The sequence below is a fragment of the Planomonospora sp. ID91781 genome (assembly GCF_015711595.1).
In the GTDB taxonomy this organism is placed as follows: domain Bacteria; phylum Actinomycetota; class Actinomycetes; order Streptosporangiales; family Streptosporangiaceae; genus Planomonospora; species Planomonospora parontospora.
This window is the reverse complement of sequence record NZ_JABTEY010000003.1, coordinates 628,272-642,121: the sequence shown is the minus strand read 5'-3', so window position 1 is coordinate 642,121 and position 13,850 is coordinate 628,272. Positions and strand designations below refer to the sequence as shown.

At 72.4% G+C, this 13,850-nt stretch carries 15 protein-coding genes; 5 read left to right on the top strand and 10 right to left on the bottom strand.

The genetic code is table 11. The features are described from left to right. Positions 1–70 precede the first annotated feature (70 nt). From bioB to HS048_RS33145, 4 genes are all read right to left on the bottom strand, one after another. Positions 71–1,066: a biotin synthase BioB gene (gene bioB / locus HS048_RS33160; RefSeq protein ID WP_068897756.1), complete on the bottom strand. Its 996-nt coding sequence runs from the start codon at positions 1,064–1,066 to the stop codon at positions 71–73. A gap of 131 nt (positions 1,067–1,197) precedes the next feature. Beyond that, positions 1,198–1,920, bottom strand: a complete 723-nt coding sequence (gene bioD, locus HS048_RS33155) for a dethiobiotin synthase (protein WP_068897755.1) — start codon at positions 1,918–1,920, stop codon at positions 1,198–1,200. 59 nt (positions 1,921–1,979) lie between these two features. Further along, on the bottom strand, positions 1,980–2,699 hold the full coding sequence (locus tag HS048_RS33150) for a GntR family transcriptional regulator (RefSeq protein WP_068897754.1): 720 nt from the start codon (positions 2,697–2,699) through the stop codon (positions 1,980–1,982). 85 nt (positions 2,700–2,784) lie between these two features. Then, the gene (locus tag HS048_RS33145; protein WP_068897753.1) at positions 2,785–3,945 is read right to left on the bottom strand and encodes an 8-amino-7-oxononanoate synthase; all 1,161 of its coding nucleotides are present in this window, start codon (positions 3,943–3,945) and stop codon (positions 2,785–2,787) included. 131 nt (positions 3,946–4,076) lie between these two features. On the opposite strand from HS048_RS33145, the gene HS048_RS33135 reads away from it, so the two are divergent. After that, on the top strand, positions 4,077–5,642 hold the full coding sequence (locus tag HS048_RS33135) for a PAS domain-containing sensor histidine kinase (protein WP_230882527.1): 1,566 nt from the start codon (positions 4,077–4,079) through the stop codon (positions 5,640–5,642). A gap of 199 nt (positions 5,643–5,841) precedes the next feature. On the opposite strand, the gene HS048_RS33130 is transcribed toward HS048_RS33135, so the two are convergent. Together HS048_RS33130 and HS048_RS33125 are read right to left on the bottom strand one after the other, a co-directional pair. Continuing rightward, the gene (locus HS048_RS33130) at positions 5,842–6,096 is read right to left on the bottom strand and encodes a WhiB family transcriptional regulator (protein WP_068897752.1); all 255 of its coding nucleotides are present in this window, start codon (positions 6,094–6,096) and stop codon (positions 5,842–5,844) included. A gap of 280 nt (positions 6,097–6,376) precedes the next feature. Continuing rightward, positions 6,377–7,321, bottom strand: coding sequence for a diacylglycerol kinase family protein (locus HS048_RS33125; RefSeq protein ID WP_191898280.1), 945 nt, complete (start codon positions 7,319–7,321; stop codon positions 6,377–6,379). 77 nt (positions 7,322–7,398) lie between these two features. Between HS048_RS33125 and HS048_RS33120 the strand changes: the two genes are divergently transcribed. After that, a complete protein-coding gene (locus tag HS048_RS33120; RefSeq protein ID WP_068897750.1) occupies positions 7,399–7,812 on the top strand; it encodes a hypothetical protein in 414 nt (137 codons plus the stop codon). Between the two features lie 34 nt (positions 7,813–7,846). Here HS048_RS33120 and HS048_RS33115 read toward each other — a convergent pair whose 3' ends face one another. The 3 genes from HS048_RS33115 to sodN form a co-directional block, all read right to left on the bottom strand. After that, positions 7,847–8,626 (bottom strand): RNA polymerase sigma factor SigF, encoded by a 780-nt coding sequence (locus HS048_RS33115; protein ID WP_196451701.1) that lies wholly within the window; start codon positions 8,624–8,626, stop codon positions 7,847–7,849. Positions 8,627–8,643: 17 nt separating this feature from the next. Beyond that, positions 8,644–9,069: an anti-sigma factor gene (locus tag HS048_RS33110; protein ID WP_068897748.1), complete on the bottom strand. Its 426-nt coding sequence runs from the start codon at positions 9,067–9,069 to the stop codon at positions 8,644–8,646. Positions 9,070–9,263: 194 nt separating this feature from the next. Then, entirely contained in the window at positions 9,264–9,665 is a 402-nt protein-coding gene (gene sodN / locus HS048_RS33105; protein ID WP_068897747.1) for a superoxide dismutase, Ni, read from the bottom strand. Positions 9,666–9,696: 31 nt separating this feature from the next. Here sodN and HS048_RS33100 point away from each other — a divergent pair, with 31 nt between their 5' ends. Beyond that, the gene (locus tag HS048_RS33100) at positions 9,697–10,065 is read left to right on the top strand and encodes a S24 family peptidase (RefSeq protein ID WP_255529843.1); all 369 of its coding nucleotides are present in this window, start codon (positions 9,697–9,699) and stop codon (positions 10,063–10,065) included. Here the strand turns inward: HS048_RS33100 and HS048_RS33095 are convergent. After that, the gene (locus tag HS048_RS33095; protein WP_068897745.1) at positions 10,020–10,565 is read right to left on the bottom strand and encodes an ABATE domain-containing protein; all 546 of its coding nucleotides are present in this window, start codon (positions 10,563–10,565) and stop codon (positions 10,020–10,022) included. The genes HS048_RS33100 and HS048_RS33095 overlap by 46 nt on opposite strands. A gap of 268 nt (positions 10,566–10,833) precedes the next feature. On the opposite strand from HS048_RS33095, the gene HS048_RS33090 reads away from it, so the two are divergent. Beyond that, entirely contained in the window at positions 10,834–12,027 is a 1,194-nt protein-coding gene (locus HS048_RS33090) for an NADP-dependent malic enzyme (RefSeq protein ID WP_153054293.1), read from the top strand. A 350-nt stretch (positions 12,028–12,377) separates the two neighbouring features. After that, positions 12,378–13,736: a hypothetical protein gene (locus HS048_RS33085; protein ID WP_068897743.1), complete on the top strand. Its 1,359-nt coding sequence runs from the start codon at positions 12,378–12,380 to the stop codon at positions 13,734–13,736. The last annotated feature ends 114 nt before the right edge of the window (positions 13,737–13,850 follow it).

Sequence of the window (13,850 nt, the reverse complement as noted above, 5' to 3'; positions counted from 1 at the left end):
ACGCATCGAGATCAGCCGTACGGAGAGTTAACTTTCCGCTACTTTCCGATGGCCGGGGTGGGCGACCGGGTCACAGCGTGTCGGAGAGCGCCTTGATCGGCATCCGCAGGTCCGCCAGCAGGCCGAGGTCCTGCTCGGCGGTGCGGCCGAGGGTGGTCAGGTAGTTGCCGACGATGATCGCGTTGATCCCGCCGAGCATGCCGTCCCGGGTCCCCAGGTCGCCCAGGGTCAGCTCACGCCCGCCCGCGTAGCGCAGGATCGTGCGCGGCAGCGCCAGCCGGAAGGTCGCGATCGTCTTGAGCGCCTCGCTCCCCTCCAGCAGCGGGAACCGCTCGAACGGCGTGCCGGGGCGCGGGTTGAGGAAGTTGAGCGGGACCTCGTCGGGCGCCAGTTCGCCGAGCTGCCCGGCGAACTCGGCCCGCTGCTCCAGCGTCTCGCCCATGCCCACGATGCCGCCGCAGCACAGCTCCATGCCGGCCTCGCGGACCATCAGGCAGGTGTCCCAGCGCTCCTCCCAGGTGTGGGTGGTGACGACCTTGCCGAAGTGCGACCTCGCGGTCTCCAGGTTGTGGTTGTAGCGGTGCACGCCGAGGGCGGCCAGTTCCTCCACCTGCTCCCGGGTGAGCATGCCCAGCGAGCAGGCGACGTTGATGTCGACCGCCTCCCGGATCGCCGCCACACCCTCGCGGACCTGGTCCATGAGGCGCCGGTCGGGCCCGCGCACGGCGGCCACGATGCAGAACTCCGTGGCTCCGGTCGCCGCCGTCTCCTTCGCCGCCTGGACGAGCGACGGGATGTCCAGCCAGGCGGCGCGGACCGGCGAGGGGAACTGCCCCGATTGGGAGCAGAAGTGGCAGTCCTCGGGGCAGCCGCCGGTCTTGAGGGAGACGATCCCCTCGACCTCCACCTCCGGGCCGCACCACTTCATCCGCACCTCGTGCGCGAGGGCGAGGAGGTCGGCCAGGCGGTCGTCGGGCAGCTCCAGGCACTCCAGCGCCTGGGCGGTGCCGAGGCCCCGGCCCTCGTCCAGGACCTGCACCCGGGCGATCTCGAGGATGTCGCTCAACTTCTGACTCCACTCTGCGGTGACGGCTAGGAGGAAACGAGGGGAACGGGGGACCCGGAACCGCGCGGAGCCGCGGAGGCCGCCGCCCGGTACCGCTCCGCGCCGTTCCGCGCTGCTCGGAACTACGGGGACTACGGGGAAAGCGTAAGGGTGCTCCTGAAGGCGGCGGGGTCGAACCCGCCGCCCAGGACCGGGCTCAGCCCCGAGCGCGCCACCCGGGTGAAGGACTCGCGGTCCAGCCCGCCGGCCCCCTCCGGCAGCACGCCCGCCAGCGGCCGGGCGGCCAGCATCTCCAGGTCCGCCACGTTGCACCGCTCGGCCAGGCCGGGTTCCGCCGGCCACGAGCCGATCACCAGGCCGGCCAGGTCGAGACCGCGGCCCGCCACGGCCTCCAGCGTCAGCGCGGTGTGGTTGAGCGTGCCCAGCGCGGCCCTGGCCACCACCAGCACCGGCGCGTGCAGCATCCGGGCCAGGTCCGCGAGCGTGAACCCCTCCTCGTCGAAGCGGACGAGCAGCCCGCCCGCGCCCTCCACGACGACCAGCCGGTGCGACCCGGTCAGCTCCTTGATCCGCACGGCCGCCTCCGCGAGGGAGACCGGGGGCAGCCCCGCGACGCGCGCGGCGGCGGCCGGGGCCAGGGGATCGGGGAACCGCGCGAGCTCGAACGTGGTCGTCACCCCGGACAGTCGGATGACCTCGTCCAGATCTCCGGGCTCGTTCTCCCCGACGCCGGTCTGGGCCGGTTTGACCACCGCCACGGTCGAGCCCCGCTCCCGCGCCAGCGCCGCCACGGCGGCCGTGACGACCGTCTTCCCCACCCCGGTGTCGGTCCCGGTGACCACGAGAATGCTCATCCGCCTCAGCCTACGGGGAGCCCGGCCGCGGGCGCGGGGCGGCGTGCCGCACACTCCCGTCAGGGGCGGCGCAGGCGGGTGACGAACTTGTAGCGGTCGCCGCGGTAGAGCGACTGCGCCCACTCCACGGGGTTGCCGTCGGCGTCGAAGGCGTGCCGGGTGAGCAGCAGCATCGGCAGGCCGACGTCGACGCTCAGCACCTGGGCGTCGTACGGCGTCGCCAGCACGGTCTCGATGATCTCCTCGGCGTCCATCAGCCGCACGTTGTAGGCGTTGTGCAGCGTCTCGTACAGCGAGGAGTGCACCTCCAGCTCCCGCCGGAGCCGGGGAAAGCGGCGGGCGGACAGGTGGGTGGTGTCGATCGACATCGGCTCGCCGTTGGCCAGGCGGAGCCGGTGGATGCGGAGTACGCGCCCGCCGGGGTTGATCGCCAGCCGTCGGGCCAGGGGCTCGTCGGCCGTGACGTAGCTGATGTCCAGGATCTTGGTGTCGGGTTCCAGGCCGACGGTCCGCAGGTCGCCGGTGTAGGAGGTGAGCTGGAGGACCTGGGCGACCTTCGGCTGCGCGACGAACGTGCCCTTGCCCTGGATGCGGACCAGCCGGCCCTCGACCACGAGCTCCGACAGCGCCTGGCGCACGGTGGTCCGCGAGGTCTCGAAGCGGACCGCGAGCGTCCTCTCCGGAGGCAGCGCGCTGCCCGCCGGCAGGCTCTTGGTGAGGGAGAGGAGGCTCCGCTTGACGTCGTAGTACTTCGGGATCCGGGGGGAGTCGTCCGTCATGGAAGCTCCTCACCCGCAGGGTCGGAACCCGCCCGGCCGGCCGTGCCGGGCTCGCCGTGCCGACCGGCCCGCTCACCGCGTTCGCTCACTTGCCCACCTTCATCTCGGCGACGGCGGTGAGAGCACCCCGGATCACCGCGAGATCATCGGAACTCAGATTGGCCCGCGCGGTCAACCGCAGGCAAGAGCGGCCGACCGGCACCGAGGGCGGCCGGAAGCATCCGGCCCGCACTCCGTGTTCCGCACAGACGGCGGCGGCCCGCAGTGCGGTCTCGGGCCGGCCGAGGACGACGGGGACGACCGCACCTGCCGGCTCGCCGGTCTCCAGGCCGAGTTCGCGGGCCATCGAGGCCAGCTCCCTCGCTCTGGTCCGCACGCGTCCGGGCAGTTCGGGCTGATGGTGAAGGATATCGACCGCGGCGAGTGCCGCCGCCACGCTGCCCGGGGCCAGCCCGGTGTCGAAGATGAACGAGCGGCCCGTGTCCACCAGGGTCTCCACCACCTCGGGCGCGCCGAGCACGGCTCCGCCCTGGGAACCCAGCGATTTCGACAGTGTGACCGTTCTCACAACCGTCCGTTCACCGGCCAGACCCGCGGCGTGCACCGCGCCCCGTCCGCCGGGCCCCACCACGCCGAGCGAGTGCGCCTCGTCCACCACCAGCAGCGCGCCCTGCCGTACGGCCGCGGCGTGCAGCTCCTCCAGCGGGGCCAGGTCACCGTCCACGGAGAAGACCGCGTCGGTGACGACGAGCGCGTGCTCCTCGGCGCGGTCGGCCAGGGCCTTCTCCACGGCGGCCGCGTCCCCGTGCGGGGTCACGGCCACGCGGGAGCGGGAGAGCCTGCAGGCGTCCACGATCGAGGCGTGGTTGCCCGCGTCGGAGACCACCAGCGCACCGGCGCCCAGCGCCGCGACGGCCGCCAGGTTGGCCAGGTAGCCGGAGGAGAAGACCAGCGCGCCCTCGGCCCCCGCGAAGGCGGCCAGCGCCTCCTCCAGCCGGGCGTGCAGCGCGGTGGAGCCGGTGACCAGGCGGGAGCCGGTGGAGCCGGTGCCCCAGGTGCGGGTGGCCTCGGCGGCGGCCTCGGCCAGCCGCGGATCCCTGGCCAGCCCGAGGTAGTCGTTGGAGGCCAGGTCGATCAGGCCTTCGTCGTCGGGCGTGCGGGCGCGCAGGGTGCGCCTCAGTCCTGCCGCGCGCCGTGCCTCGGCCGCGGTGCGCAGGCGGGCCAGGGGATCCGGGGTCTGCTTCATGGGGGCATCTTCGCAGTTCCGGATCGGCCGATTCGCGTTCAGGCCAGCAAAGAACGCATGATGCACGGGTGCCGACTCTTAGCGACCTGGCGGTCCGCCACACCGCGCTCGACGATGCGGACCTCGAGTGGATGCACTCGCTGGTCTCCGACTGGCAGCTTCTGGCCGATCTGTCGTTCGCCGACCTCATCCTGTGGATTCCCCTGAAGGACGGGTCGGGGTGGATCGCGGTCGCGCAGATGCGCCCCACCACCGGGCCCACCGTCTACCACGACGACGTCGTGGGCACGACCATCGCCAGGGGCGAGCGCGAGCTCATCGATACCGCCTGGGACGAGCGGAGGATCTGCCGTGAGGGCGACCCCGACTGGTCCACCGGCGTCCCGGTGCGGGAGGAGACCATCCCGGTACGGCGGGCGGACCCGGCCGGAGGCGCCCTCGGCGGATGCGCGTCCGGCGGGCCCGTGCCCGGTGGGCTCGCGTCCGGCGGGTCCGCCTCCGTCGGGGCGGCGAACGGGTCCGCCTCCGTCGGGCCGGCGAACGGGTCCGCCTCCGTCGGGCCGGCGAACGGGGCGGCTCCCGGGCAGCGCTACCTCGGGGTGATCCAGCGCTCGACGAACCTGTCGTCGGCGCGCACGCCGTCCCGCCTGGAGCTCACCTACCTGCAGAGCGCCTCGGACCTGGCCCAGATGGTGGCCGAGGGCCGCTTCCCGTTCTCCGGCGCGGAGCCGATCCTGGTGCGTTCGCCGCGCGTGGGCGACGGCCTGCTCCGGCTCGACCGGGCGGGCCGGGTGACCTACGCCTCGCCCAACGCCCTGTCGGCCTACCGGCGGCTGGGCCTGACCGCGGACCTGGTCGGCGCAGAGCTGGGCCGTACGACCGCCACGCTCTGCTACGCCGACGAGCCCATCAACGAGAACCTGATGATCGTGGCGAGCGGCCGGGAGCCCCGGGAGACCGAGGTGGAGGCGGGCGGCACGGTCGTGCAGCTGCGGGCGATCCCGCTGGTGGTCGGGGGCGGGCGGATCGGCGCGCTGGTGCTCATCCGCGACGTGACCGAGCTGCGGCGGCGCGAGCGCGAGCTGATGACCAAGGACGCCACCATCCGGGAGATCCACCACCGGGTGAAGAACAACCTGCAGACGGTGGCGGCGCTGCTGCGGCTGCAGGCCAGGCGGTTGCAGGTGCCGGAGGGGCGGGAGGCCCTGGAGGAGGCGGTGCGCCGGGTCGGGTCGATCGCGATCGTGCACGAGACGCTGTCCCACACGCCCGAGGAGCAGGTGGACTTCGACGACATCGCCGACCGGGTGATCGCGATGGCGAGCGAGGTGTCGGCCCCGGAGGCGCAGGTGGTGCCGCGCCGCGTCGGGACGTTCGGGGTGCTGAAGTCGGAGATCGCCACCCCGCTGGCGATGGTCCTCACCGAGTTGCTGCAGAACGCGGTCCAGCACGGGCTGGCGCAGCGGCCGGGCAGGCTCCAGGTGATCGTCTCTCGGGAGGCCGACCGGCTGGACGTGATCGTCTCCGACGACGGCGCCGGCCTGCCCGAGGGGTTCGACCTCGAGTCGTCCACCAGTCTGGGACTGCAGATCGTGCGGACCCTGGTGGTCGGGGAGCTCTCCGGGCGGCTGGCCATCGAGCCGCGCCAGGGCGGCGGGACCGAGGTCACCCTGGCGATCCCCCTGCCGGGGACCTGACGCGGTCTGCGGAGAGCGGCCGGGCGGCGGTGCGGGCCGCCGCGGCGGGGCCCCGGTCGGTCCCGGGGCCCGTGCCGGTCAGGCTGCGGGGTGGCGCTTCAGGCGTGGGCGACGCCTCAGACGGTGGCGCGGGCCGTGCGGTGCGTCAGGCGATGGCGCGGGCGCGGGCCGTGCGGTGCGCGTCAGGCTGCGCGGTGCGTCAGGCGGTGGCGCGGGCGCGGGCGCGGGCCGTGCGGCGCTTGAAGGCGCGGCGCTCGTCCTCGCTCAGGCCGCCCCAGACGCCGGCGTCCTGCCCGGACTCCAGAGCCCACTTCAGGCAGGCCTCGCTCACGGTGCACGTACGGCAGACCTGCTTGGCCTCTTCGATCTGCATCAGGGCGGGGCCGGTGTTGCCGATCGGGAAGAACAGCTCGGGGTCCACGTCACGGCAGGCAGCTCGGTGGCGCCAGTCCATGCGTCCACTCCTTCGTAAGAGGAGCCCTTGCGCGGCTCCGACGGCTCACTTTGTGAAGACTTTCACTAACAAGCGCGAGCGACCTCCCGGCCCTGGGTCGGTCCGGGAGTGTTCGCGGTGATCGCCGGTGGCCTCAGAGTGAAGGTGGCCACTCAAAGGTCCTACGTTCCGACGTCACTGCTGAGAGTGTCAGCTACCCCGAGTGCAGGCAAGAGGTTTGGTAAAAGGTTTTGGGGGATAGGAGTGTCGGATACGTCACACAATGACGATATGTAACCCGCTATGCCAGTACTTGTAACGCATTGGGGGTAGAGCGGAAGATCACCTGCTCGACCTCCCCCAGATAGTCGCCGTCGAGCTGGAAGGCCACCGGCCGCTCGGCGGTCAGCGTGAACTCCTTCTCGTCGTGGAGTTGCACCAGGTGCCGGCCGGTCGGCAGGGTGTCGCGCGTCCCCATGATCTGCGGCATCAGGCTGAGCATGGACGGCAGGCCGAGACGCTGCAGCCCCAGGAGGTCCAGCCCCGTCTCGAAGCTGGCCCAGGGGGTCGGGCAGACCGGCCGAGGGCCGATGAAGCTCCAGGGCGAGGTATTGGAGACCACCGCCATGAAGATGCCGTCGGCCGGGGGCACGCCGGGACCCTCCAGGCGCATCGCGGCGTGGCGCTTGTCGGTCGACAGGTAGTGGCGCAGCGCGGTGTTGACGTAGCGCGCGGGAGTGGCCTTGCGGCCCGTGCCGCGCATCCCCTCGACCGCCCGGATGACCTCGGCGTCGTACCCCAGGCCGCTGCAGAACGTGAAGTAGCGGCTGTGCCCGTCCCACAGGGCCTGGCCGAGCCCCACCGTGCGCCGCCGGTCACGGCCGACCGCCTCCAGCACCACTCCGGTGGCCTCGACCGGGTCGTTCGGCAGGCCGAGCGCCCGGGCGAAGACGTTCGCGCTCCCGCCGGGGATCACCAGCAGCGCCGGCCGGTCAGCCGCCACCTCGCCTTCCTCGGCGTCGAGCAGGCCGTTCACCGTCTCGTTGATCGTGCCGTCGCCGCCGAGCACCGCGACCACGCCGAAACCGTCGGCGTGGGCCGTACGGGCGAGATGGGCCGCGTGCCCCCGGTAGCCGGTCTCCTCGACCGTCAGGTCCATCGTCGCGCCCAGCGCCCTGATGAGCACGTCCCGCGTCCGCTGGTTGGTGGTCGTGGCCTTGGGGTTCACCAGGAGCATCGCGCGCATGGCGCCAGCGTATCCGGCAATAACAGCCCAGAGGCGGCGAAAGCGGTGTCTATCGACGTCGGCTGTAGGGTTGCCCTGTGCAGAACCGCCCGCCGACCCTCACCGTCGCCGCCGCCGTCCTCGCGCTGGAAGGACTCACCGCCCTGCTCCTCGGCGGCTACGTCGCGGTCGAGACCGTGGTCGGGAACCCGTCCGATGCGATGAGCTCGGCCTTCGTCGCCGGTTTCGGGCTCCTCGTGGGAGCGATCCTGCTCCGGGTGGCCTGGGGACTGCTGCGGGCCGAGAAGTGGACGCGGAGCCCGGGGGTGCTGACCCAGATCTTCATGGTCCCGGTCGTGGTCACGCTCTTCCAGTCGGACCGGGCCCCGCTCGGCGGCCTCCTGGCCGCCGCGGTGGTGACCGCGCTGGTCGCGCTGCTCTCCCCGCCGACGACCCGGGTCCTCTACGGGGACGCGGAGCCGTCGGACGGAGTCGGGAGCGGCGGGGCCTGAGCGGCAGGCCGGTCCGGCAGGCCGGACCGGCCGGTCAGTCCTCGGCCGTGAGGCCCTCGCGGAGCTGGGTCAGGGTCCTGGCCAGCAGCCGGGAGACGTGCATCTGCGAGATGCCCAGCTCGGTGGCGATCTGCGACTGCGTCATGTTGCCGAAGAACCGCAGCAGCAGGATCCGCTTCTCGCGCGGCGGGAGCCGCTCGAGCAGCGGCTTGAGGGACTCGCGGTATTCGACGCCCTCCAGGGAGTCGTCCACGATGCCGAGGGAGTCGGCCACCGCGGGCGCGTCGTCGTCGCCGGAGTCGGGGGCGTCCAGGGAGACCGTGGAGTAGGCGTTGGCCGACTCCAGACCCTCGAGCACCTCCTCCTCGCTCATCTTCAGGAACGCCGCGAGCTCGGCGACGGTGGGCGCCCGCCCCTCGCGCTGCGACAGCTCGCTGATCGCCTTGGTGAGCGAGAGCTTCAGCTCCTGCAGGCGGCGCGGCACCCGGACCGCCCAGCCCTTGTCGCGGAAGTGCCGCTTGATCTCGCCCACGATGGTGGGCGTGGCGTAGGTGGAGAACTCCACCCCGCGGTCCAGGTCGAAGCGGTCGATCGACTTGATCAGGCCGATGGTCGCGACCTGCGTCAGGTCGTCGAGCCACTCGCCCCGGTTGCGGAAGCGCCGGGCGAGGTATTCGACCAGGGGCAGGTGGAGCTCGACGAGCTCGTCACGGATGCGCTGGCGTCGCGGGTCGTCGGGGGTCAACTCCGCCAGTTCACCGAAGAGCGTGCGCGCGCGAACCCTGTCGGGGACCGCGTGGTCGCTGGTGGCCATGGCACGAGTCCTTTCCGTCACGCCGGCCTCGCCGCGCCTCGACGCTTGCGGAGCACGATCGCCATACGGTCGGGGGAGTCGGTCACGGCGTCCACGTCGTCCGCCAGGGCGGTGAGCACCATCCAGGCGAACTCGTCGCGCTTGGGCGGGGAGCTGCCCACCGTGCTGACCTCGACCCGGACCCGCATCTCCTGTCCGGTGAGCTCGAACTCGGCCGTCAGGTCGGTGCCCGGCACGGCCTGGGTCAACAACATCGCACACGCCTCGTCGACCGCGATCCGGAGATCCTCGATCTCGTCCAGCGTGAAGTCCAGACGGGCGGCCAGCCCTGCGGTGGCCGTACGTAAAACGGACAGATATGCGCTCACAGCCGGCAGCCGGACGCTCACCACGTCACGGATCCCGCCCGCGTCGACCGCGGGCGCCTCGGTGTGCTCAGTCACGTTCCTCCTCGCAAGGTCGCTGACTGCAACCTACCGCCCCCGGATGGCTGTTGGCCCGATCAGACTCGCGATCGGGATGATTTGGAACGGGAAAAAAGGACGTTCCGCGAGGTGGGAGGAGCGGCCCACCGGCGCCCCGCGGGACGCCGGTGCGCCGTGCCCTGCGCGGTCGCGAATCCGGCCGCGGCGGCGGATCAGGCGGCCTTGGTCTCCCAGAAGATCTTGGAGATCTCCTCGATCTTGGCCAGGAGCTCGTCGGCCTTGGAGGAGTCGACGGTGCCCTTGGCCGCGGCGGCGCCCGCCAGCTTGGTGGCCTCCCAGAACAGCTGGTGCAGCTGGGGGTAGGCCTCCAGGTGCTGCGGCTTGAAGTAGTCGGTCCACAGCACCCACAGGTGGTGCTTGACCAGCTGGGCCCGCTCCTCCTTGATGATCAGCGCGCGCGTGCGGAAGACCGGGTCCTCGTTGGCGGCGTACTTCTCCATGATGGCCTTGACGGACTCGGCCTCGATGCGGGCCTGGGCCGGGTCGTACACGCCGCAGGGCAGGTCGCAGTGGGCGGACGCGACGTGCCGGGGGCGCAGAAGTCGTGCGAGCATCGGAAAATCCTTCCTTGATGCTGAGATCAGCATGGTCCTTGAACGACCTTACTCGCCTTCGCAGGCCCGTACAGGAAGGGGGTTCGCGCTCATGAGAGTCCGTGTCGAGGGGGATTCCATGCTGCCCGCGCTGCGCCCCGGCGACTGGCTCTGGGTACGGCGCGGCGCCCCGGTCCGGTCCGGGGACCTCGTCCTCGCCCGGCTCCCCGCCGACCCGTCCCGGCTGATCGTCAAACGCGCCGCGTGGCGCGACGGCGAGGGCTGGTGGCTGGAGAGCGACAACCAGCGCGCCTCCGGCCGCCGGGACAGCTGGGACTTCGGCCCGGTCCCGGTGGTGGGGCGGGTGGTCGCGCGCTACCGGCCGCCGCTGTCCTGGCCGACCTTCTTCCGGGCCCGGTAGGCGGCGACGTTGGCCCGGCTGGCGCACCGCTCCGAGCAGTAGCGCCGGGACCGGTTGGAGGAGGTGTCGAGATAGGCCCGGCGGCACGGCGCCGCCCGGCAGAGCCCGAGCCGGTCCGGGCCGAGGTCGGTGACGATGGTGGCCAGGCCCATCACCGCGCCCACGATGTACTGGTCGCAGAAGCGCCCGCCCTCGGTGAGGTGCAGGTGCCACGGCTCGCCGTCGTGGTCGGCGATCTGCGGGTGGACCGGGTGGCGGCGGAGCAGCGCGTTGAGCCGGTCGACGACCTCCCGCTCGTCCCCGCCGGCCGCGGCCTCGAAGACGGCCACGAGCTCCTCGCGCAGGCCGCGCAGGGCGTCGAGGTCCCCGGGGGTGAGGCGGTCGGTCTGCCGGGGGCGGCCGCTCTCCTCCAGCAGGGTCCGCAGCCCTTCCAGGCCGGTGAGGCGGTCGGGGTTGTTGACGAGCAGCACGGCCAGCTCGGCGTAGGAGATCAGGTCCACCGGGAGTTTCCGTAGAGGAGTCGGAGTAAGGGGTGTTCAGGGGTTCAAGTATTACATGTGAGCGGGTTAACGTCCGCGGTAACGAAAGTGTGGGCCACCTGTCACCTGCCGGAGTCTCACCATGTGGCACAATCGAGCAACGGGTGACCCCCGAACCCCTCCAGGCGACCGTCTCCAGCGAGCACGTCCCGAGCGGCTACCGAAGCCGGGCCAGCCTCCTGCGGCGCCTACGAAGGAAATGTCCGTCTGACTGATTACAGGGGTCGCTGTGGCAATCTCGCCATCTTCCATCTCCCTCGAAGCCCTCGATCTGGACCCGGCCTTCGCCCTGCACCGCGGGGGCAAGCTGGAGGTCCGCTCGTCCGTCCCGGTCCGCAACGCCGACGACCTGTCCCTCGCCTACACCCCGGGCGTGGCCAAGGTCTGCACCGCGATCGCCGAGGAGCCCGAGCTCGCATCCGACTACACCTGGGTCTCGAACGTCGTGGCCGTCGTCTCCGACGGCACCGCGGTGCTCGGGCTCGGTGACATCGGTCCCGCCGCCGCCATGCCCGTCATGGAGGGCAAGGCCCTGCTGTTCAAGGAGTTCGCCGGCGTCGACGCCGTGCCGATCTGCCTCGACTGCACCGACGTGGACGCCCTGGTCGAGACCGTCGTCCGGCTCGCACCCTCGTTCGGCGGCATCAACCTGGAGGACATCAGCGCGCCCCGGTGCTTCGAGGTCGAGGACCGGCTGCGCGACCTGCTGGACATCCCGGTCTTCCACGACGACCAGCACGGCACCGCGATCGTCGTGCTGGCCGCGCTGAAGAACGCCGCCCGGCTGACCGGCCGCTCGCTGGGCGACCTGCGGGCCGTGGTGGCGGGCGCCGGCGCCTCCGGCGTCGCGGTCAGCCGCATCCTGCTGAACGCGGGCATCGGCGACATCGCGGTCTCCGACTCCAAGGGCATCGTCCACCGGGGCCGCGGCGACCTCAACCCGGTCAAGGAGGCGCTGGCCCGCGACACGAACCGGGCGGACCTGCGCGGCTCCACCGAGGAGGCGCTGGCCGGGGCCGACGTGTTCGTCGGACTGTCCGGCTCGACGGTCTCCGAGCGGGCCATCGCCTCGATGGCTCCGGGCGCGATCGTCTTCGCGCTGTCCAACCCGACGCCCGAGGTCCACCCCGAGGTCGCCAGGAGGCACGCCCGGGTGGTCGCCACCGGCCGCTCGGACTTCCCCAACCAGATCAACAACGTGCTGGCCTTCCCCGGCGTCTTCCGCGGGGCGCTCGACGTGCGGGCCACCACCATCACCGAGAACATGAAGGTCGCCGCCGCCGAGGCGCTGGCCGCGGTGGTCGGCGACGACGAGCTCTCCGCCGACCACGTGATCCCCAGCCCGTTCGACGAGCGGGTCGCCCCCGCGGTCACCGCCGCGGTCGTCGCCCAGGCCCGCGCCGACGGGGTCGCCCGGCTCTGACCCGGTGCCGGTCCCGCGCGGCCGGGCCACCCGCCCGCCCGTCCGAGGACCGCCCGCCCGTCCGAAGGCCGTCGGCTCCCGCCGAGCCGGTCGATCCGGCGGCCACTCTGATCGCTTCTGGTCCCGGGCCCTACCGGCCCGTCTTCCGGCGTACTCCCCGAAGAGCCCCCGCCCGACCGGCGGGGGCTCTTCTTTGCCGATGAATCTCAATTCTTTTACGGAACGTGCTATAACAAGTTCTCTCCGTTACCTTTACCTTCCGGGCCGGGGCATGCGCGGGCACCGTCGTGCCCGCGGGCGGCCCGAGCGCACCCCCATGCGCTCGGTGATTCTCGACGGCGAGGAGAACGATGGAACGCCAGCCGAACCGCTCACTTCAGCGGCTCATCGCCGAGGCCGGGTTCACCTACAAGGGGCTGGCCCGCAACCTCAACGAGCTCGGCCGGGCGCGCGGGCTGTCCGGGCTGAAGTACGACCACAGCTCCGTCCTGCGCTGGCTCGGCGGCCAGCGCCCGCGCGAGCCGGTCCCGGCCCTGCTCGCGGAGATCTTCTCGCTGCGGCTCGGCCGGACGGTCACGCCGGAGGACATGGGCATGTCCGCGACGACTGCGTCCCTCGACGTGGGGCAGGAGTTCCCGCACACCTGGAACGAGGGGGTGGCGAGCGTGACGGCGCTGTGGCGGGCGGACGTGGAGCGGCGCAGGTTCCTGGTCGACTCCACCTTCGCGATCGGGGCCGGTTCGGTCGGAGCGGTGCGCTGGCTGACCCTCCCCGCGGAGTCCCGCCCCGTCGCGGGCGGCTCCCGGCGGGTGGGCACGACCGACATCGCCGCGATCCGGGAGGTCACCCGGTCCTTCGGCGAGCTGGACAACAGGTTCGGCGGCGGCCGGATCCGCTCGGCGGTGGTGAAGTACCTCGACACCGCGGTCGCCCCGCTGCTCAACGACGGCTCCTACGCCGAGGCCACCGGCAGGGAGCTCGCCTCGGCCGCCGCCGAGCTGACCCGGCTGGCCGGCTGGATGGCCTACGACCTGGAGCACCACGGGGTCGCCCAGCGCTACCTGATCCAGGCGCTGCGCCTGGCCAGGGGGGCGGGGGACCACGGCCTCGGCGGGGAGATCCTCGCCGGGATGAGCCACCAGGCCGCCTACATCGGGCAACCCGCCCACGCCCTCGACCTGGCCCGGGCCGCCCGGCTCTCGGCCCAGCGCGCCGGGGTCTTCTCCCTGCTGGCCGAGGCGCACGCGCTGGAGGCCCACGCGCATGCCCTGCTGGGCGACCGTACGGCCTGCCGCGCCGCGCTGCACCAGGCCGAGCTGGCCTTCGACCGCAGGAGACCCGGTGACGAGCCCGAGTGGATCGCCTACTTCGACGAGGCCTACCTGTCGGCCAAGGTGGCCCACTGCTTCCGCGACCTGCGCGACGGGACGCAGGCCGTACGGCACGCGCGGCGGTCGCTGGAGATGGACGGACGGTTCGTCCGCGGGCGCATGTTCAACCTGTCTCTGCTCGCCGCGGGGCTGCTGGAGTGCGGCGAGCTGGAGGAGGCCTGCACGGCGGCGGGCGAGGCGCTGGAGCTGGCGGGAGGGTTGCAGTCGGCGCGGACCCGGTCCTACGTGACCGACCTGCGCCGGAGGCTGGAGCCGCACGCGGCGGAGCCCGCCGTCGTGGAGCTGAACGAGCGGATCAGGGAGCTCACCCCGGCCTGAGCGGGAGCGCTCCGGCGGGCAGGGCGGGGGTTCGGCGGGTGCGATGGAGCGGCTCCGCCGTCGGCGCCTGTCCGCCCGGCGATGCGGCGGCTCGGGGCGGTGTGGGGAACGGGA